Source organism: Sphingomonas sp. AC449, assembly GCF_979253475.1.
This window is the reverse complement of the sequence record NZ_CEEDCZ010000001.1, coordinates 236,441-256,132: the sequence shown is the minus strand read 5'-3', so window position 1 is coordinate 256,132 and position 19,692 is coordinate 236,441. Positions and strand designations below refer to the sequence as shown.

General features: G+C 68.5%; 18 protein-coding genes. 1 reads left to right on the top strand and 17 read right to left on the bottom strand.

Translation table 11 applies throughout. The features are described 5' to 3' along the window. Positions 1 to 37: 37 nt before the first annotated feature. From tatB to argS, 7 genes are all read right to left on the bottom strand, one after another. The gene (gene tatB, locus AC0CH3_RS01205) at positions 38 to 541 is read right to left on the bottom strand and encodes a Sec-independent protein translocase protein TatB (protein ID WP_082445731.1); all 504 of its coding nucleotides are present in this window, start codon (positions 539 to 541) and stop codon (positions 38 to 40) included. A gap of 49 nt (positions 542 to 590) precedes the next feature. Beyond that, complete coding sequence (locus AC0CH3_RS01200) at positions 591 to 830, bottom strand: twin-arginine translocase TatA/TatE family subunit (RefSeq protein ID WP_354301483.1); 240 nt, start codon at positions 828 to 830, stop codon at positions 591 to 593. Between the two features lie 27 nt (positions 831 to 857). Next, positions 858 to 1,463: an SMC-Scp complex subunit ScpB gene (scpB, locus tag AC0CH3_RS01195; protein ID WP_354301481.1), complete on the bottom strand. Its 606-nt coding sequence runs from the start codon at positions 1,461 to 1,463 to the stop codon at positions 858 to 860. Next, positions 1,460 to 2,182: a segregation and condensation protein A gene (locus tag AC0CH3_RS01190; protein WP_354301479.1), complete on the bottom strand. Its 723-nt coding sequence runs from the start codon at positions 2,180 to 2,182 to the stop codon at positions 1,460 to 1,462. The genes scpB and AC0CH3_RS01190 overlap by 4 nt, the downstream gene beginning before the upstream one ends. Before the next feature lie 103 nt (positions 2,183 to 2,285). Continuing rightward, positions 2,286 to 3,287, bottom strand: coding sequence for a glycoside hydrolase family 3 N-terminal domain-containing protein (locus AC0CH3_RS01185; RefSeq protein WP_354301477.1), 1,002 nt, complete (start codon positions 3,285 to 3,287; stop codon positions 2,286 to 2,288). Positions 3,288 to 3,356: 69 nt separating this feature from the next. Then, positions 3,357 to 4,082 (bottom strand): SPOR domain-containing protein, encoded by a 726-nt coding sequence (locus AC0CH3_RS01180; RefSeq protein WP_465237472.1) that lies wholly within the window; start codon positions 4,080 to 4,082, stop codon positions 3,357 to 3,359. Continuing rightward, positions 4,082 to 5,806: an arginine--tRNA ligase gene (gene argS, locus AC0CH3_RS01175; RefSeq protein WP_354301473.1), complete on the bottom strand. Its 1,725-nt coding sequence runs from the start codon at positions 5,804 to 5,806 to the stop codon at positions 4,082 to 4,084. The genes AC0CH3_RS01180 and argS overlap by 1 nt, the downstream gene beginning before the upstream one ends. Before the next feature lie 252 nt (positions 5,807 to 6,058). Between argS and AC0CH3_RS01170 the strand changes: the two genes are divergently transcribed. Further along, on the top strand, positions 6,059 to 6,352 hold the full coding sequence (locus tag AC0CH3_RS01170; protein ID WP_056016105.1) for a hypothetical protein: 294 nt from the start codon (positions 6,059 to 6,061) through the stop codon (positions 6,350 to 6,352). Positions 6,353 to 6,422: 70 nt separating this feature from the next. Here AC0CH3_RS01170 and AC0CH3_RS01165 read toward each other — a convergent pair whose 3' ends face one another. The 10 genes from AC0CH3_RS01165 to AC0CH3_RS01120 all read right to left on the bottom strand — a co-directional run bounded on the left by AC0CH3_RS01165 (position 6,423) and on the right by AC0CH3_RS01120 (position 19,684). Beyond that, entirely contained in the window at positions 6,423 to 7,589 is a 1,167-nt protein-coding gene (locus tag AC0CH3_RS01165) for a deoxyguanosinetriphosphate triphosphohydrolase (protein ID WP_333994335.1), read from the bottom strand. Beyond that, the gene (locus AC0CH3_RS01160; RefSeq protein WP_465237471.1) at positions 7,586 to 9,826 is read right to left on the bottom strand and encodes an SPOR domain-containing protein; all 2,241 of its coding nucleotides are present in this window, start codon (positions 9,824 to 9,826) and stop codon (positions 7,586 to 7,588) included. The genes AC0CH3_RS01165 and AC0CH3_RS01160 overlap by 4 nt, the downstream gene beginning before the upstream one ends. Before the next feature lie 112 nt (positions 9,827 to 9,938). Beyond that, complete coding sequence (gene ftsZ, locus AC0CH3_RS01155) at positions 9,939 to 11,573, bottom strand: cell division protein FtsZ (protein ID WP_465237470.1); 1,635 nt, start codon at positions 11,571 to 11,573, stop codon at positions 9,939 to 9,941. Between the two features lie 114 nt (positions 11,574 to 11,687). Continuing rightward, positions 11,688 to 12,950 carry a cell division protein FtsA gene (ftsA, locus tag AC0CH3_RS01150; RefSeq protein WP_056016117.1) on the bottom strand — a complete coding sequence of 421 codons (1,263 nt, stop codon included), beginning with the start codon at positions 12,948 to 12,950 and terminating at the stop codon, positions 11,688 to 11,690. A 1-nt stretch (position 12,951) separates the two neighbouring features. Then, the gene (locus AC0CH3_RS01145) at positions 12,952 to 13,911 is read right to left on the bottom strand and encodes a cell division protein FtsQ/DivIB (RefSeq protein ID WP_333994343.1); all 960 of its coding nucleotides are present in this window, start codon (positions 13,909 to 13,911) and stop codon (positions 12,952 to 12,954) included. Continuing rightward, positions 13,908 to 14,861: a D-alanine--D-alanine ligase gene (locus AC0CH3_RS01140; RefSeq protein ID WP_354301465.1), complete on the bottom strand. Its 954-nt coding sequence runs from the start codon at positions 14,859 to 14,861 to the stop codon at positions 13,908 to 13,910. Before AC0CH3_RS01140 ends, AC0CH3_RS01145 begins: the two co-directional genes overlap by 4 nt. After that, on the bottom strand, positions 14,858 to 15,820 hold the full coding sequence (murB, locus tag AC0CH3_RS01135; protein ID WP_354302077.1) for a UDP-N-acetylmuramate dehydrogenase: 963 nt from the start codon (positions 15,818 to 15,820) through the stop codon (positions 14,858 to 14,860). Before murB ends, AC0CH3_RS01140 begins: the two co-directional genes overlap by 4 nt. A gap of 68 nt (positions 15,821 to 15,888) precedes the next feature. Then, the gene (gene murC / locus AC0CH3_RS01130; RefSeq protein WP_354301463.1) at positions 15,889 to 17,319 is read right to left on the bottom strand and encodes a UDP-N-acetylmuramate--L-alanine ligase; all 1,431 of its coding nucleotides are present in this window, start codon (positions 17,317 to 17,319) and stop codon (positions 15,889 to 15,891) included. Next, positions 17,316 to 18,473 (bottom strand): undecaprenyldiphospho-muramoylpentapeptide beta-N-acetylglucosaminyltransferase, encoded by a 1,158-nt coding sequence (murG, locus tag AC0CH3_RS01125; protein ID WP_354301461.1) that lies wholly within the window; start codon positions 18,471 to 18,473, stop codon positions 17,316 to 17,318. Before murG ends, murC begins: the two co-directional genes overlap by 4 nt. Then, positions 18,470 to 19,684, bottom strand: coding sequence for an FtsW/RodA/SpoVE family cell cycle protein (locus AC0CH3_RS01120; RefSeq protein ID WP_354301459.1), 1,215 nt, complete (start codon positions 19,682 to 19,684; stop codon positions 18,470 to 18,472). The genes murG and AC0CH3_RS01120 overlap by 4 nt, the downstream gene beginning before the upstream one ends. Positions 19,685 to 19,692 lie beyond the last annotated feature (8 nt).

Here is a 19,692-nt window from a genome sequence, read left to right as displayed (position 1 = left end):
TAGGCTCTCGGCATTCGAGGCTGCAATTCTTCGACGGTCACGACGGGGCGATGTCGGACGTCGCGGCGGGCGTTTCGCCCTTCGCACCGGCGCGGGGCTTGCCAGACGACGTGTCGGGGGCCGGGGCATCGGTCGCATGCGCGTCCTCGAACAGGTCGAGGCTGTCCATCGACCTTGCGGGCGCGACCACGGGCTTCTCGACCATCACCGGATCACCGCTGTGATCGTCCGCGGGTCGATCGACCGGATCCTGCGTGCCGTGCGACGAAATCGCCGCGACGTCATCATCCTTGGCCGGCTCGGTCGGCGGATGCTCGCGCATGATCCGCTCGTTCTCGGCGGCCCAGCGCTTCTCCATTTCCTCGAGTTCGGCCTCGCGGACCATCGAATCGAAGCCGGACCGGAATTGCCGGGCGACGCCACGCGCCTTGCCGACCCAATAGCCGACCACGCGCATTGCCTTGGGCAGGTCCTTCGGACCGATCACGACGAGCGCGACAAAGGCCACGAGCAGGAACTCGGAGGGAGCGATATCGAACATTCAGTCCCGCCTGTCTGGACGCATCGAAACTAGCCGCGTCAACCGACGCTCAGCGCTCTTCGCGAACGCGATTGCCGTCGCGATCGAACGCGGGGTCGGCGGCCTTCTGCGCCTCGATGCGTGCCGACGGCTTGGCGGTCGCGTCGTCGTCGGGCTCGGCCATGCCCTTCTTGAAGTTCTTCACGCCCTTGGCGACATCGCCCATCAGGCTGGAAAATCGACCACCACCGAGCAGCAGGATCGCGACGATCGCAAGAACGAGCAAGTGGATAGGGCTGAAACCACCCATGATATTTCTCCTAAGACCGGTTACTATCTAGGCGTCATCGTCCGCGTTTGCCACAGCGCTTTCGCGGTTCGCGCCCTCGATACGCTCTTCCTCGGCACAATCGACCGGATCGAGCAGCCCCGCGGCACGAAGGTCGCTGATTCCGGGCAGGTCCGCGCGGCTGGCAAGCCCGAAATGTGCAAGGAACGCCGGCGTCGTCGCGAACAACAGCGGGCGCCCCGGCACCGCGCGGCGCCCGGCAGGCCGGACCCAGCCCGCCTCCATCACGACGTCGAGCGTGCCCTTCGAGATCTGGACGCCGCGGATCGCCTCGATCTCGGCGCGGGTGACGGGCTCGTGATAGGCGATGATCGCAAGCGTCTCGGTCGCGGCGCGGCTCAGCCGGCGCGGCGATTCGCGCGTATGCCGCACGACATGCGCCATGTCCGCGGCGGTTTCGAAATGCCAGCGCTCGCCGCGCCTGACCAGTCCGACGCCGCGTCCCGCATAATCGGCGACGAGGCGGTCGAGCGCCGCGCGGACGTCCCCCGCCGCGCCACCGACATGCCCGCGGATCGCATCGATCGTCAGCGGAGTCTCCGCCGCGAACAGCACCGCCTCCACCGCGCGCGTCACCGCGTCGGGCGGGCTCATCCGCACCGTCTGAGATACAGCGGCGCAAAGGGCTCGGTCTGGCGTAGCTCGACCTTCCCCTGCCGCGCAAGCTCGAGCGCGGCGACGAAGCTCGACGCCAGTGCGGACCGCCGCAGCCGCAACTCCGCATCGGGCAGGAAGCTCGCGATCTCGCTCCAGTCGATCCGTTCGCCGAGCAACGCCGATACCCGCCCGAGCGCCGTCTCGAGCGTCATGACCGCACGGTCCGCGACGACGTGCATGACCGGACGGCTCCGCGCCGAGACACGTCCATACGCCTCCAGCATCTCATAGAGATCGACGCGCCACGCCGCGGTGCGGATCGATTTCAGCCCCTCGGGTGCGCCCCGTACGAACACGTCGCGCCCCATCCGGTCGCGTGCCATCAGCCGCGCACCCGCCTCCCGCATCGCATCGAGCCGTTCGAGCCGTCGCTGCAGCCGCGCCGCCATCGCTTCGGGATCCGGCTCGGCCAGCGGATCGCGCGGCAGCAGCAGCGCCGATTTGAGATAGGCGAGCCACGCGGCCATCACCAGATAATCCGCCGCAAGCTCGAGCTTGAGCACGCGCGCCGAGCGGACATACGCCAGATACTGCTCGACCAGCGCAAGGATCGAGATCGCCCGAAGATCGACCTTCTGCCCCCGCGCGAGCGACAGCAACAGATCGAGCGGCCCTTCCCAGCCCTCCAGATCGAGCGTCAGCTGTGGATCGTCCATGACCGCGGCCTACACCATCGACGCGCCGCATGCAGCCGGCTTGTCGCCAGCGTCCGGGTCGACGGCGTCAGTACGATCGCTAGCCGAGCCGCTCGAGGCGCGCCTAGACCCGCGCGAGCAAGGCGTCGCGCGTCGCGATCATCTCGGCGAAGTCCCCCGTCGCGCGCCCCACCGACGCCATCGCGCGATCGAGCCTGGCGCGCGACACGTCCGCAATCTCGCCGAGCCGTCCCGCGATCTCGATCATCTCGTCCATGCGCGCCCAGCAGTCGAGGACCAGATCGCATCCCGCCGCGATCGCCCCCGCGGCCTTTTCGCCCGCGGTTCCCGACAGTGCCTTCATGTCGATATCGTCGGTCATCAACAGTCCGTCGAAGCCGATCCGCTCCCGGATGACGCGCTCGATCACGACCGGTGACAGCGTCGCGGGACGATCGGCGTCCCAGGCATCGAACACGATATGCGACGTCATTCCCATCGGCGCGCGGTTGAGCGTGCGGAACGGTTCGATGTCGACTTCGAGTTCCACGTCGGTCGCAGTGACGGTGGGGAGGTGATGATGCGTGTCGACGCGTGCTCGGCCATGCCCCGGCATATGCTTGACGACGCCGACGACACCGCCCGCCGCAAGTCCTTCGAGCGTCGCGCGGCCCAGCGCCGCGACGCGCATCGGGTCCGACCCATAGGTCCGCGTCGCGACCGCCTCGGTCGTGTCCGGCTGCGCGACGTCGAGCAGCGGCAGGCAATCCACAGTGATCCCGACCTCGCTGAGCATCAGACCCAGCGCATGCGCGTTCGCCCGCGCTGCCTGGATCGCGGTCATCGGTGCCCGGTCATAGGCTGCATCGAATATCGGGCCCGCCGGAAATGCGGGCCATTCGGGGGGACCCATCCGCGCGACGCGGCCCCCTTCCTGGTCGATCAGGATCGCCAGATCGTCGCGCCCTGCGAGCGCGCGAAGCGAATCGGTGAGCGCACGGACCTGCGCGCGATCGACGACGTTGCGCCGGAACAGGATATAGCCTGCGGGCTCGCATTCGGCGAAGAATGTGCGTTCGTCGGGGGTGAGCACGGGGCCGGACAGGCCGAAGATGACGGGCTTCATGCCCGCCGATCTACCCACTCACTCCCGGTGCGTCACGCTAAACCCGTCATGCCGTTCGACCGGCAGACCTCAGCTCGCGACGAAGCAGGTCTCGCCCGCGACGCGCAGGCGCCCGCAGATGTCCGCCGCCTGGTTCGCGCTGCCCGCGTCGACGCGCAGCCGGTACAGCGTGCTGCCGCCACGCGCGACGGGTTCCACCGACTTGGCGAGCGGTGCCAGATAGTTGAACCGCTTGGAAAAGTTGGTCCAGGCCGCATTCGCCACCGCCGCGCTTGGAAACGCGCCGAGCTGAACCAGCGACCCTCCCGCAGCCGTCCCCGCAGCCGCCGGCTTGGCGCGCAGCGGCGCCGCGGCGACGAGCTTGCCGCCCGATTCGGGCACCTGCGCCACCGCATTGCGCCCGGCTTCACCGCTCGGTTCCGCGACCTTTGCCGTCGAGCGCGTTCCCGCGACGGGCGCCTCGGGAACGCCGGTCAGGTCGATCGCCCCATTGCCCGCGCCCTTGCCCGCGCTGGTCGCGATCGCGCTGTCGCCCTCACCATTGACCTTCAGCCCGCCGACATCGTCGGGCTTGACCTTGTACGGTCCTTCCTGGGCCGCGATCAGCCGTCCGTCGCCGGTCGGCGCGCGGTTCTGCAACGAATAGACCCCGAAGATGATCGCCGCGAGTACGCCCAGCCCGAGCACGACGAGCGCGACCACGCGCGCGGCCGACGGCCCCTCACGGTCGTCGGGCTCGACGGTTTCAAGCCAGGGAAGGCGATCCTCGTCGCGAAGGTCCATTTCGTCGGCCATTAATTCAACTCCGAAACCGCCTCGACGCCCATGATTGCCAGGCCGTTGCGGATGATTTGCCCGATTGCGTCGGCAAGGAAAAGCCGTGCCGCGGTCGCGCCGGGATCCTCGACGACGAGGAAGCGGCGATCGGGTCGGTCGTTCCCGACATTCCACAATGCGTGGAAGGCTGCTGCCAAGTCATAGAGATAAAAGGCTATCCGGTGCGGCTCGCGCGCGGTTGCCGCGGTCTCGACGATCCGCGGAAACTGGCTGGCGAGCTTCATGAGAGCGAGCTCGTCCGTATCAAGCCGGGACAGGTCTGCCTCGATTTCCGCGATTCCCGCCTCTGCCGCGCGCCGGTGCAGCGAAGCGATCCGCGCGTGTGCGTACTGAACGTAGAAGACCGGGTTGTCCTTCGACGCCTCGACCACCTTGGCGAAGTCGAAGTCCATCTGCGCGTCCGAGCGGCGCGTCAGCATCGTGAAGCGCACGACGTCCTTGCCGACCTCGTTGACGACGTCGGCGAGCGTGACGAAATTGCCCGACCGCTTCGACATCTTGACGGGTTCGCCGTTGCGCAGCAGCCGCACCATCTGGACGAGCTTGACGTCGAACCGCGTCTTGCCGCCGGTCAGTGCCGCGATGCCCGCGACGATCCGCTTGACGGTCCCGCCATGATCCGCGCCCCAGATGTCGATCAGCTGGTCCGCGGTCTGGCTCTTCTGGAAATGATAGGCGAGATCGGCGCCGAAATAGGTCCATGACCCGTTGGACTTCTTGATCGGGCGATCCTGATCGTCGCCGAACTGCGTCGAGCGGAACAGCGGCAGCTCGACCGGTTCCCAATCGTCCGCCATCTCACCCTTGGGGGCCTCGAGCACGCCGTCATAGACGAGGTCGCGCGACCGCAACTCGGCCTCCGCCGCCTCGGGCTTGCCGAGCGCCTGCAATTCCGCCTCGGACGAGAACACCTCGTGCTCGATGCCCAGCAGCGCGAGGTCGGCGCGGATCATCACCATCATCGCGGCCACGGCGCGCGTCCGGAACGTCGCCAGCCAGTCACGCTCGGGCGCATCGACGAACCGGTCGCCATATTCGGCCGCGAGCGCCTGCCCGATCGGCACAAGATAATCGCCGGGATACAGGCCCTCGGGGATCGTGACGGTCTCGCCGAGCGCCTCGCGGTAGCGCAGGTGCACCGACCGCGCGAGCACGTCGACCTGCCCGCCCGCATCGTTGACATAATATTCGCGGATCACCCGGTGCCCGGCGAACTCGAGCAGGCTGGCCAGCGCATCGCCGACCACCGCGCCACGGCAATGCCCCATGTGCATCGGCCCCGTCGGATTGGCGGAGACATATTCGATGTTGACCGTGATCCCCGCGCCCTGCGTCGAGCGGCCATAATCCGCGCCCGCGACGGGTACCGCGGCCAGCTCGTCGCGCCAGGAATCGTCCGTGAGCTTCATGTTGATGAACCCCGGGCCGGCGACGCTCGCGCTTTCGACCGCGTCGATCTTGCCGAGCTCGACGACCAGCGCATCCGCCAGCACGCGCGGGTTGGTCTTTGCGGGCTTGGCGAGCACCATCGCCGCGTTCGTCGCGAGATCGCCGTGGCTGGCGTCACGCGGCGGCTCGACCGTCACGTTCCTGCGATCGAGCCCGGCCGGCAGGAGTCCCGCCTCGGTCAGCGTATCGAGCGCCGCATCGATATGCGCGGCAAAGCGGGTGTAGAGCGTCATGGCAATTCCGGTATCGTAAAGAAGTAAATATTCAGCCCGGCGCTCTAGCCCAAACGCTTCCCACGCTCAATTCATCCCTCGCGCCCCCCGCGGAGCGCCGCCGGTGCTCGCACCCGCCGCTTTCCGTGCACGACGTGCAACCGCGACGGACTCCTTTGCATTTGCGACCCATGCTGCACCGCAATATCTTTGGGCATGACAGTCGGGCTGGAACGATCCCGCCCGACACCCCTGGAAGACGGAGCACAGACCATGCGCAAGACCGTATACATCCTGGCCGCCGCCGCTGCCGCACTGACCTCGACGATCGGCATGGCCGACGAGGGCAAGCAGTCGTTCGTCCATGAGGGCGACACCTATGTCTACACGAGCAACGTCGACCATGGCCGTCAGGTGATCAGCGGTCGCCGCTATCCCTCGGGCCAGGCGTTCCGCCTCGTCGTCAACGGCAACCGCGTGTCGGGCGTGTCGGGCGGCGTCCCCGTCGCGTTCAAGACGACCGAAGCCACCGGCGCCGCTGGCGGTATCGCTGCCGTCGCGCGCTGAACCGCGCCATCTGGCATGACAAAGGGGTGTGCGACACGCGTCGCACACCCCTTTTTCGTGCGCGCCCGGTTCAGAAGCCCTCGGGCAGGTCGATCGGTCCGATCAACGCCTGATACCGCGAGATCGCATAGCGATCGGTCATCCCCGCGATGAAGTCGGCGATGTGCCGGCTCCGGTCGGGATCGCTCTCGGGCAGGCGTTCGCGCCATTCCTCGGGGATGGCGCGCGGATCGTCGTGATACACCGCAAACAGCCCCGTCACGATCCCGTGCGCCGCTTCCGCCGCGGCGATCTGGCGCGGATGATGATAGAGATTGGCGTACATGAAGCGCTTGAGGTCGCGTTCCTCCTCGCGCATCTGGGCCGAGAACCCGACCAGGCATTGCCCCGCCGCACGTACGTCCTCGACGCTCCCCACGCCGCTCGCCGCGATTCGCGCCTGCGTTTCCGCGATCAGGTCGTTGGCCATCGTCCCGATCTGCGACCGGACGAGCTCGCCCATCAGCCGCTTCGGATCGACGTCCGGGAAGCGCGCGCAGACGTCGCCCCAGCCGCGCGCGATCAGCGGCACTGCCATCAGCTGGTCGAGCGTCAGCAGTCCGGCGCGCAATCCGTCGTCGATGTCGTGATTGTCATACGCGATGTCGTCCGCGATCGCCGCGACCTGCGCCTCGAGCGACGAGAAGCTCGTGAGCGCCAGCGGAAACGCGTCGTCCGCCGCGCGCAGTGCCCAGCCCGGATGCCGCACCGGCCCGTTATGCTTTGCCAGCCCCTCGAGCGTCTCCCAGGTCAGGTTCAGGCCGTTCCACCGCGGATAGGGCCGCTCGATCTCCATCAGCGTGCGCAGCGTGTGCCCGTTATGATCGAACCCGCCCCGCCCCGTCAGCGCGATCTTCAGTGCGTCCTCGCCAGCGTGGCCGAACGGCGGATGGCCGATATCGTGCGCCAGGCACAGCGCCTCGGTCAGATCCTCGTTGAGCGCCAGCGTCCGCGCGACCGCACGACCGATCTGCGCGACCTCGAGACTGTGCGTCAGGCGGACGCGGAAATGATCGCCGTCGGGTGCCATGAAGACCTGCGTCTTGTGACGCAGCCGGCGAAAGCTGATCGAGTGGATGATCCGGTCGCGGTCGCGCTGGAATGCATCGCGCGGACCACGGACGGTCCCGTTCTGTTCCTCGTGAAGCCGACCTTTGCTGCGCGCCGGGTCCGATGCCCAGGGCGCGTGCGGCCTCACTTCGCGGGCAACTTCGTGATGACCTGACCCGCGTCGCTGGTGAAGGAGAAGGTCGAGACCCCTTCCTTGGCGAGCGCGTTGACGAACGTCCGCGCCTCGGCCGCAGTCTTGAACGGCCCGGCCAGCACGCGGTTCGTCGCGCGCCACGGTGTCGTCCAGCCCCCACGCGTACCGACCACGGCAGGCGCCTTGGCCTTTACGCCCTTCCACGCCTTGGGAAGGTCACCCTCGGTCGCGCCGGTCGACACCTGGACCCAGATCCGCTCGGGATTGGCACGCGCAATGCGCTTCTCCTCCGCCGCTGCCTTGTCAGCGATCGCCTTCTTCTCGGCGGCTTCCTTCTTCTCGGCGAGCAGCTTCTTGTCCGCCACGGCCTTGCGGTCGGCGGCCTTCTTGTCCGCGGCAAGCTTGGCGCGCGCAGCCTTGGCCTCGGCCGCCTTCGTCACTGCGAGCGCGTCCGCCGCCGCACGATCGGCCAGCGCGTCGCGCGCGGCTTTCGCTTGTGCTTCGGCGACCACGCGCGCTCCGTCGTCGGGTACGGGAGCTGCTCCCGCAGCCGCCGCGGGCTGCGCCGCGGAGGAGCGTGCAAGCGGCGCAACGTCGAGCTCGGATGCCGGGATCGACAGGCTGGCGACGATACGCGCAAGGATCGAGTCCTCGCTCGCCGTAACCGCTCGGGTCGGCATACGCGTCGTGTTTGCTGCAAGCTCGACCGGAGCGGCCGACGTGAAGCCGGGCGTCGGCGACGTCGTGGCGATTTGGGTCGGCGTTGGCGTCGGCGTTGACGCCGCAGCCACCTGCGCAGGCGTGGACGCGACCGGTTCGGCAGCGACCACGGTTGCGCCCGCGCGCGACACGATCGGCGTGCCTGCCGACGACGCGGGCAGCGCCGCCATCTGCGCGGTCAATGTCTCCGGCAGCGTACCCGATGGCGTCGGCGTCGACACCGTGGTCGACGGCCGCGCAGTCGCCAGCGCGACGGGTGGCCGCACGGGCAGTGGCTGGACGAATACGGGCGCGGGCGACGACGACGGCGACGCCGAGGCGACGACCGAGCTGGACTGCGTCGGCGTCGTCACGGGCGCCGTCGCGCGGGGAAGCGGCTGCACGCTCGCGAGCTGCGTGGCGCCGCCTACAGGCGTCGATGCGGCCGGTGTGGACGGTGCCGGCGATGCAACACCCGCCGTCGAGGCGACGCGCGTACCGGCTGCGCTGCCCGTTGCCGATACGCCAGCCGCGGCTGTCGGCGCGACGGTTGCAGGCACCGGCACGGGCACGGGCACGGCCGCCGCCATCTCGACGCGCCCGGGCGAGGCCCGCCGCTCGCGACGGTCACGCGACTTCTCCCGTCGACCGGCATTCGCCGATGCCGTCGCCTGCGGCACCACCTGCGGCTGAACCTGAGCGAGCATCACGGGTGCGGTCGGATCGACGCCCATGACGGGCAAGGCCGGCGTCAGCCGCGCATCGGCGATCCGCTGCGGCGTGGTGTGCACCTCACCGAAATGCACCGCGAACGCGCGATCGGCGGGCGACAGCGTCGGCAGCCGCTGGAAAAAGGGTTGCAGCCCCTGCGCCGCAGCGCCGGGCATCATCGTCGTCACGATCGTCTCCGCGCCGCGCTGATCGTTGCTCATCGCCAGGATGAACGCGCGCGCGCGCCACGCTCCGCGATCCTTTTTCAGGACCAGCGGATCGAGCTGTTTCAGCGCGAGGTCGCGTTTCCCCGATATGCCAAGCGACAGCGCATAGCGGCGGATCGTCTCGTCGTCGCTCGCATCGCGCAGGGCGACACGGTAGTCGCGTTGCGCGCGATCCTGTTCGCCGATCAGGTCATAGGCGAGTCCGCGATCCGAGGCGAAAAAGCGCGGCTGCAATCCGAACGCCTCGGCCTGCGCGAAATAGCGCAGCGCCTGCCCCGGCCGCTCCGACCGGACGAGGATCGACGCCATCCCCGCCTTCATCCGGCCGTTGCGCGGATCGACCTTTTCGGCGCGCGCGAACAACGCCGCGGCACCGCTCAGATCGCCAAGCCCCAGCGACAATTCGCCCGCCCGCACGAGCGCATCGACGTTGCGCGGATTGGACGCGAGTTGCCGCATCGTATCCGCGAGCCGATCCGCGTCGGTCGTCCCGGGCAGCGGCTGGACGACCTCCTGCGCTGCAACCGCCTGTGGAACGGCGGCAAGCACGAGCGCCAGGCTGGCGGTCAGGATGTGATGGGACAAGCGAGTCATGGGAAGCCCGTTGCTAGACCCCAACGCGTCTCAACCGGCAATATCCGGTTGCGGGCAGCGCGCCGAAGCGGGGCGCGCCGGCGGTGAACCGGCGCGCCTGCCGCGAAAAGTCCTACTGGTTGTTCTGACGATGCAGGAACCGCGGAATATCGAGCGGATCCTGCGGCGCGGTGTCGACGTCGTCCTTGGCTGCGCCACGAGCGGCGTTCGACATCCGCTCGAACAACGTGCCGCCCAGCTTGACGCGCGGTGCCGCCGGGACACCCTCGGGTGCACCTTCGGCGCCGGGCGCAAGCCAGCGGCGACGTGCACCACCTTCGTCCGCGGCAGGCGTCGGCGCGGGCGCCGATTGCGGCGTCACGGGTGACGCCGACTGCGGTGCGGCGGGGGTCGACGGCACGGCGGGCGCCGGCGCGTAGCGGTCATCGGCATAGGCCCGCGGTGCGGGCGTATAGCTCGGTGCCTGGGGCTGGGGCGCGCGTGCCATCGGCTGCGCCGGCGCCGGCGCGGGTGCCGGCTGCGGCTTGGCCTGGGGCTGCGCCGCAGGGGCCTGCACGATCGTCTCGCTGCCGAGAACGAGCTCGTCGCCGTTGCCGCCGTCGTTCACCGCGTCGGCGCTCGACAGGTCAAGTAGCTCGTCATCGGCGGCGATCGGCGCAGGGGACGATCCCGTCGACTGGCCCGCGGCATCGCTCGGGCGGAAGGACGTGGTCTCGTCATTCTTGCGCCCCATGCCGAAGCTGAACGAGCGCGTCGGCTCGGGTGCGACGGCGGGCTTGGCGTCCGCGTCGATCCCGGTCGCGACGACCGAGACGCGGATCTTGCCCTCGAGCTCCTGGTTGAACGCCGAGCCCCAGATGATGTTGGCATCGGGATCGACCAGGTCGCGAATGTGATTCGCGGCTTCGTCGACCTCGAGCAGGCGCATGTCGTCGCCGCCGGTGATCGAGATGATGACGCCCTTGGCACCCTGCATGCTGACGCCGTCGAGCAGCGGGTTCGAGATCGCCTTCTGCGCGGCCTCCAGCGCGCGGTTGTCGCCGCTCGCCTCGCCGGTGCCCATCATCGCCTTGCCCATTTCCTGCATCACCGAACGGACGTCGGCGAAATCGAGGTTGATGAGGCCCGGCATGACCATCAGGTCGGTGATGCTGCGCACGCCCTGCTGCAGCACCTCGTCCGCCATCGAGAACGCTTCCTTGAAGGTCGTGTTCGCGTTGGCGATCAGGAACAGGTTCTGGTTCGGGATGACGATGAGCGTATCGACGTACTTCTGCAGTTCCTCGATCCCGCCATCGGCCGACTTGGCGCGACGGTTGCCCTCGAATGCGAACGGCTTGGTGACCACGCCGACGGTCAGGATGCCCATGTCGCGCGCCGCCTTGGCGATGACCGGTGCCGCGCCCGTGCCGGTGCCGCCGCCCATGCCTGCGGTGATGAAGCACATGTGTGCGCCTTCGAGCATCTTGGCGAGCTGGTCGATCGTCTCCTCGGCGGCCGCGCGGCCGATCTCGGGACGCGAGCCGGCGCCGAGACCCTGCGTGATCTTGGTCCCCAGCTGGATCCGCTGCGGTGCGGTCGACTGTTTGAGAGCCTGTGCGTCCGTGTTGGCGACGAGGAAGTCGACCCCCTGCACGTCCGCTCTCATCATGTTCGCGATCGCGTTACCGCCCGCGCCACCGACCCCGATCACTGCGATCCGGGGGGCCAGCTCGTCCACTTCGGGACTAAGGAATTCGATGCTCATCGCCTGCTTCTCCGCCCATCCCGGTGATACGCTACGGCCGGGCCCCTGATTAACCTGTGTGCACCAACGCCACCGGCTGTTCCAGCCGAAATAGCGCCAGCCGCTTCGAAACTCTTAATAATTCGCGCGGGCCGCCTGAATCAACTTGCGGACCATCCCGATTCCCTTCGGCCGGTGGACGATCGTCCGTTGCGACGCGATCCCGCGCAGATCGACCGGATCGGTCGCCGCATAGAAGGCCAGTCCCGCTAGCGTCGCAAACGCCGGTCCGCCATGCGCCTCTGGCAGGGCGGTCAATCCGCGCGGTCGGCCGATCCGAACCGAGCGTCCGAGCGCCTGTTGCGCATAATCCGCGATCCCCTTCAGCTCGGCGCCGCCGCCGGTCAGCACGACCTGCCGCCCGACTGGCCCCTCGAACTTCAACGTGGTCAGCGCGTTGCGCACCTCCCCCATCTGATGCTCGAGCCGCTGGCGGATCACGCCGATCAGCTGCGCCTTGGTGATCTGCGCGCCCTCGCCCGCGCCGTCCTCGGCCGAGATCGGCATGACCGGGATCATGTCGTGATTGTCGCGCGGGGAGGCGTTGGCCGATCCGTGGAAGCACTTCATCCGCTCGGCATTCTGCCGCCGCGTCCCGAATGCGCTCGCGATGTCGTCGGTGATGTCCTGCGCGCCGATCGGGATCGAGGTCAGCCCGACGAGCATACCCCCCGCGAACAGCGACACGTTGGTGATCCCCGCCCCCATCTCGACCAGCGCGACGCCCAGCTCGCGCTCCTCGTCGCTGAGGCACGCGAGCCCCGTCGCGACCGGCGAGGCGATGATCGACTTCACCTCGAGATGCGCCGAGCGCACGCACAGGTCGAGGTTGCGCACCGGCGAGCCGTCCGCTGCAACGACATGGATATGGACGCCCAGCCGGTCGGCATGCAGCCCGAGCGGCGTCTTCACCCCCGTCAGCCCGTCGAGCGTGTAGAGCGCGGGCTGCGCGTGCAGGACCATGCGTCCCTGCGGATCGATCGAATTGCGCCCCGCAGCGAGCAACGCATCGATATCCTGCTGCTCGACACGGTGGCCGCCCAGTTCGAACTCGACCTCGGCGACGTCGGACACGAGCCCGCCCGCCGAGAACCCGACCCAGACATTCTCGATGTTGATCCCCGCGATCCGCTCGGCCTGCTCGACCGCCTCGCGCACCGCGGCCTCGGTCGTCGCCATGTCGGCGATATAGCCGCGCTTGACGCCGCGGCTCTCGCGCTGGCCGGTGCCGAGCACGATCAGCTCGCCCCCGTCCCCCTTCTGCGCGATCATCGCCGAAACCTTCGACGACCCGATATCGAGCGCCGTGATCAGCCCTTCCGGTGCCACCTTCGCCATGTCATCCCTCCCCGCCCGTTGCGCCCGCGCCCGCCGTTTGCGACGGAGTCGTCTGTATGTCGCTCGAATTCGTCTCGCTCGTCACCGGTGCCGGCACGTCGACGCTGTGCGCGAGGCTTGCGCCCGGCTTGCGCGCGACCAGCTTGGTCGGATCACGCATGTCGAACCGGATCCAGCCGCGCCCGAGCAATGGCCGCGCCCCGTCCAGCTCGGCGAACTTCACCAGCGCGCGCGGTGCGCCGTCCTCGGGCAGCGCCAGCGTCTCGCCGCTCTCGAACGTCAGGTCCCAGCGGCGATTGCCAACCCAGGTCGCCGCCTTCACGCGCGGCTTGAGCGCAGGCGCCGCGCCCAGCAGCGCCTGATACGACGCCTCCTGCCGATCCGCACCCGGCCCGATCACCAGCGGGAGATTGGGAATGGCATCGGGCTGCACGGGTTCGAGCAATACGCCCGACGCATCGATCAGCGTCAAATTGCCATTGTCCTGCCACACCGCCGCGGGCGTCCGCTCGACGATATCGACGAGCAGCGTGTCGGGCAGCCGCCGCGACACATGCGCGTCCGCGATCCAGCCATAGCGCAGCAGCTTCTGCCGCACCGCCTCGAGATCGACGAGCGGCATCGCGCGCGACTGCTGGTCGAGCGCGACCGCATAGACCGACATCCGGTCCATCCGCTTGAGCCCCGTCACCTCGATTTGGTCGACCTTGAAGCCCGCGCGCCCCGCGCCCTCGGCCATCGCGCCGCCGATCATCCCCGGGATCCCGATCCACGTCGCCGCGGCGATCACGACCGCGCCGCCCGCGCCGAGGATCGACCAGGTCGCGATCTTCTTGAGCGTCTCCTCGCTGACGGGCAGCATTCCAACCAACCGGTCGAGGACCGACACCTTCTTGACCGCGACTTTCCGCCGCGGGGCGGGCCGCTTGGGCGGCGGTCCGCGCTTGATCGTCCGGCTCATGGCGCGCCGGCCTGCGCCAGCGGATGATCGGCCAGCGCCTCGTCGACGATCGCCTGCACCAGTTCGGCATAGCTCATGCCGATATGCCGCGCCTGTTCGGGAACGAGGCTCAGCGGGGTCATCCCCGGCTGCGTGTTCACCTCGAGCAGGAACAGCCCGTCGACCCCGCGCTCGTCGTCCCAGCGAAAATCCGACCGCGACGCGCCCTTGCAGCCGAGCAACCGGTGCGCCTCGAGCGCGAGGCTCTTGCACGCGTCGGCGATCTCGTCGGGGATCTCCGCCGGGCAGACATGCTCGGTCATCCCGTCGGTATATTTCGACTCATAGTCGTACCAGCCCGTCTTGGGCTTCAACTCGGTGACGCCGAGCGCACGGTTGCCGAGCACCGCGGTCGTCAGCTCGCGCCCGCGAATATAGGGCTCGGCGAGCAACTCCTCGAAATCGATCCACGGCCCGACCGCGTCGCGCGCGATCGGGTTGCCGTAATTGCTGCTATCGGTGACGATCGCGACGCCGACCGACGACCCTTCGTTGACCGGCTTCAGGACATAAGGCCGCGCCATTGGGTCGCCCTCGAACAGGTCCGCCGACTTGACGATCCGCCCGCCCGGCATCGGAATCCCTGCGGGCACGAGCAGCAGCTTGGTCAGCACCTTGTCGATCGCGATCACCGACGTCGCGAGCCCCGAATGCGTGTAGCGCACCCCCATCAGGTCGAGCAGCCCCTGCACCGAGCCATCCTCGCCGGGCGTCCCGTGCAGCGCGTTGAACACGAGATCGGGCTGAGCCTCGGCCAACCTGGCGGCAACGTCGCGCCCCATGTCGATTCGCGTGACGCGGTGCCCGAGCGACTTCAGCGCATCGGCACAGCCATCGCCCGACATCAGCGAGACCTCACGCTCCGCCGACCAACCGCCCATCAGCACCGCGATGTGAAGAGGACCGCTCACTTCGCCACCCCCCCGTCATCCTGACGAAAGTCAGGATCCAGAGTTACCGAGCGCGCCGCTTTTGGCTCTGGATCCTGACTTTCGTCAGGATGACGGGCGACACCCACCCGCTGGATTTCCCATTCCAACGTCACCCCAGAATGCGCCTTCACCTTGTCCCGTACCTCTTCACCCAGCGCCTCGATCTCCGCGCTCGACGCGGACCCGAGGTTCAGCAGGAAATTGCAATGCTTCTCGCTCACCTGCGCGTCGCCGCGGGTCAACCCACGACACCCGGCCGCGTCGATGAGCGCCCAGGCCTTGTGCCCCTCGGGATTCTTGAAGGTCGATCCGCCCGTCCGCGACCGCAACGGCTGCGACGCCTCGCGCTCGGCGGCGATCCGGTCCATCTCGGCCCCAATGACCGAAGGCTCGCCGGGCGTGCCCGCGAACACCGCCTCGACCACCACCGCGCCCGCGGGCAGGTCCGAATGCCGATACACATAACCGAACCGCGCCGCCGGCCACGTCTCGACCGCGCCGTCGCGCGTGACGACGGTGGCCTCGATCAGGATATCGCTGACGTCGCGCCCATAGGCCCCCGCGTTCATCCGCACAGCACCGCCCACCGTTCCCGGAATCCCGCGCAGGAACTCGAGCCCGGCGATCCCCGCATCGCGCGCGGCGCTGGCAACCGTAATCCCCATCGCCCCCGCCCCTGCGCGGACGCGACCGTCCTGAACCGACACCTTCGCCATAGCCTTGGGCAGCCGCACCACGACCCCCGGCACACCCCCGTCACGAACGATCAGGTTGGAGCCAACGCCGACGGGCAGAACCGGCGTCGAAGGATCGAGGGTCTTCAACAACCCGGCCAGATCCGCGACATCCGCAGGCCGCACGAGCCACTCGGCCGGCCCACCGGTCCGAAACCAGATAAAGTCCGCGAGCGACCCACCAGCCTCGACGCTCCCCCTGATGCTCTCCCGCGACGGTGGGAGCCCAGTCTGGGTCCCCGCCTTCGCGGGGACACAAGGAGACGCAGAGCTCACGCCGGCACCTTCGCACGCTCGACCGCGATCGCATCCGCCAGCCCGGCCGCCCACTTCGTGATGTCGCCAGCGCCAAGGCAGACGACCATGTCGTCCGCCTCGATCGTCGCCGCCAGCTCGACCGCCAGCGCGTCCGCATCCGCGACCACGCCCGCAAACCGGTGCCCGCGCCGCTTCAACCCCTCGACCAACGCCGCCGCATCGACGCCCTCGACCGGCGCCTCGCCCGCCGCATAGACGGGAGTCACCAGCACGCGATCCGCGTCGTTGAACGCGGTCTGGAAATCCTCCATCAGATTGCCGAGCCGCGAATAGCGATGCGGCTGCACGACCGCGATCACGCGCCCCTTCGCCCCCTCGCGCGCGGCGGCCAGCACCGCGCGGATCTCGACTGGGTGATGCCCGTAATCGTCGATGATCGCCACGCCGCCACCCTCGACCGGAACCTCGCCCACCTTGGTGAACCGCCGCTTCACGCCGCCGAACTTGGCGAAGCCCTGCTGGATCGTCGCATCCTCGATGCCGAGCTCCAGCGCGACGCCGATCGCGGCCAGCGCGTTCTGGACGTTGTGCCGCCCGGGCATCGGCATCTCGATCCCCGCAATCGTCCGCGTCGCGCCGTCGCGCGTCCGCACCACGCAGTCGAAGCGATTCCCGCCCGGGATCGGCGTCACCTCGACACCGCGCACGTCCGCCTGCGCCGAGAAGCCATAGGTCACGATCCGCCGGTCGCGCACGCGCGGCAGGATCCCCTGCACCTCGGGATGATCGAGGCACAGCAGCGCCGCGCCGTAGAAAGGCACGTTCTCGACGAACTCGACGAACGCATCCTTCACCGCGTCGAACGATCCGTAATGATCGAGATGCTCGGGATCGATGTTGGTGACGACCGCGATCGTCCCGTCGAGCCGCAGGAAGCTGCCGTCGCTCTCGTCCGCTTCGACCACCATCCAGTCGCTCGCACCCAGTCGCGCGTTCGAGCCATAGGAGTTGATGATGCCGCCATTGATGACGGTCGGGTCGACGCCGCCCGCATCGAGCAACGCCGCGACCATCGACGTCGTCGTCGTCTTGCCGTGCGTGCCAGCAACGGCAACCGTCGACTTCAGCCTCATCAGTTCGGCGAGCATCTCCGCACGCCGCACCACGGGCACGCGCGCGTTGAGCGCCGCCTCGACCTCGGGGTTCGACCGCACGATCGCGGTCGAGACGACGACCACCGCGGCATCGCCGATATTTGCCGCGGCATGGCCGATCGCCACCGGGATCCCCTTGTCGCGCAGGCCCTGCACGACATAACCCTCGGCCACGTCCGATCCCTGCACGCGGTAGCCGAGATTCTTCATCACCTCGGCGATGCCCGACATGCCGATCCCGCCGATCCCGACGAAATGGATCGTGCCGATATCCGTTGCGACACCCTTCATGCGAACTGCGCCTTTGGCTTGGACGGCGCACCGACCGGAACCCGCGACACGGGCGCGTCGAGACTCTCGACGAGATCCGCCAGATCGCTTGCGGCATTGGGCCGCCCGCAACTGCGCGCGCGTCCCGCCGCATTCTGCAACGCGGCCGGGTCGAGCCCGAGTTTCTGCATCTGCTTGGCCAGTTCCACTGCGGTAAAGTCTCCCTGCGCGATCGTCCGCGCGCCGCCTGCCCGCGTGATCTCGCGCGCGTTCGCGGTCTGGTGATCGTCGGTCGCGCCCGGCAGCGGAACGAGGATCGCCGGACGCCCCGCAGCGGTCAGCTCAGAGATCGTCGACGCCCCCGCCCGCGCGATCACCAGATGCGCCCAGGCAAGCTGCTCGGGCATGTCGGGAAGATACGTCGCGAGCTCGGCGGGAATGTCGTGTTCGGCATATTTCTTCCGGACCGCGTCGATATCCTCGATCCGGGCCTGGTGCGTCACCTGCAACCGCCGACGCAGCGTCACCGGCAGCATCGCCAGACCGTCGGGCACGACCTGCGACAGGATGCTCGCCCCCTGGCTTCCGCCGGTCACGAGGATCCGGAAGATCCCGTCCTCCTCGAGCAGTGGATACGGGCGCGTACGCAGCGCCAGCACCGCCTCGCGCACCGGATTTCCGACCAGATGCGTCTTGCCGAGCAGCTTGGGCGCCAGCCGCTCGGTCGGCTCGGACGAGGTGGCGATCGCATCGACGCGGCGCGCGACGAAGCGGTTGACCCGCCCCAGCACCGCATTCTGCTCATGCACCGCGGTCGGGATCTTGTCCGCGAACGCCGCAAGCAGCGCGGGCAGCGCGGGATAGCCGCCGAACCCGATCACGGCGGCGGGCCTGAACGTGCGGTACAGCTCGCGCGCCATCGTCCGGCCACGCCACATCTCGCGCATCGCCTTGCCCCAGCCGAGCGGCCCGCCGCCAAGGCGGCCGGCTGGCAGGACATGCGTCTGGATTCCCTCGAACAGGCCCGGAAACCGTACGCCGCGCTCGTCGCTGACCAACGCGACACGGTGGCCGCGCTTGGTCAGTTCGGCCGCGAGCGCCGCTGCCGGCACCATGTGTCCGCCGGTCCCGCCGGCTGCCAGGACGAAATGCCTCGGACGCTGATTCACACTCATTCCCCACTCCAGCGGACGACATACGGGCTCCGCGTGAGAAACGGATTGCGCCGGGTGAACGCCAGCAGCAACCCCATGCCGATCGACAACGCGATCATCGAAGACCCGCCATAGCTGATGAACGGCAGCGTCATGCCCTTTGACGGCGCAAGGCCGGTGTTGACCGCCATGCTCACCAGCGCCTGCGCGCCGAACTGCGTAGCCAGTCCCGCTGCTGCGAGCAGCTTGAATTCATCCTGCTCGTCCAGCAGCTTGACGAACACGCGCACGACGATCGCGAGGAACGTCACCGCGATCACCGAACACGCGATCAGCCCAAATTCCTCGCCGATCACCGAGAAGATATAGTCGGTGTGCGCCTCGGGCAGCCCGAACTTCGCGACGCCGCCGCCCGGCCCCGTCCCGGTCCAGCCGCCCGCGGTCAGCGTATGGTGCGCGGCATTGGTCTGGAAATGATCCGATGCGCCCTCGCCGTCGACGCCGGGGAACAGGAACGCGTCGATCCGCGACCGCGCGGTGCCATAGAACATGTACGCCGCCCCCAGCCCGACGGGAACGCACGCGACCAGCCCGGCCATTACGCGCAGCGGCGTTCCGGCGATCATCAACAGCGCCATCCAGACCGTGCAATAGATGATCGTCTGGCCGAAATCGGGCTGGAGCATCAGCAGGACGGCGATCGCGCCGGTCAGCGCACCGGTGATCAGCACGGTCGGCAGCTCGGGGTCCTTCGCGCGCAGCGACAACAGCCACGCGACGGTGACGATGAACATCGGTTTCAGGAATTCGGACGGCTGGAACTGCGCGAAGCCGAAGCCGATCCAGCGCCGCGCGCCATTGACCTCGGCGCCGACGAACGGCGTCACCGCGAGGATCGCGACGAGCACGACCGCCCCGGTCAATGCCATCCGCCGCGCCATCGACACGGGCATCATCGACACGCCGAACAGCACGGGCATCGACACGCCGACCCAGATCAGCTGTCGCCAGAAATAGTAAAGCGGCGTCAGCTTGTGATGCTCGCCCGAATAGCGAACCGCGGTCGCGGGCGACGCCGCGGCGACGGCGATCAGGCCGATCGCGATCAGGAACAGCGTCAGCAGCAGGAGCATCCGGTCGATGTCCCAGAACCACGTGCCCAGCGGCGACTGGTCGCCGCGGCCGCCACGCCGCTTCATCTTCGCGACAATCCCGGTCCGTTGTACCCCCATGTCGATGG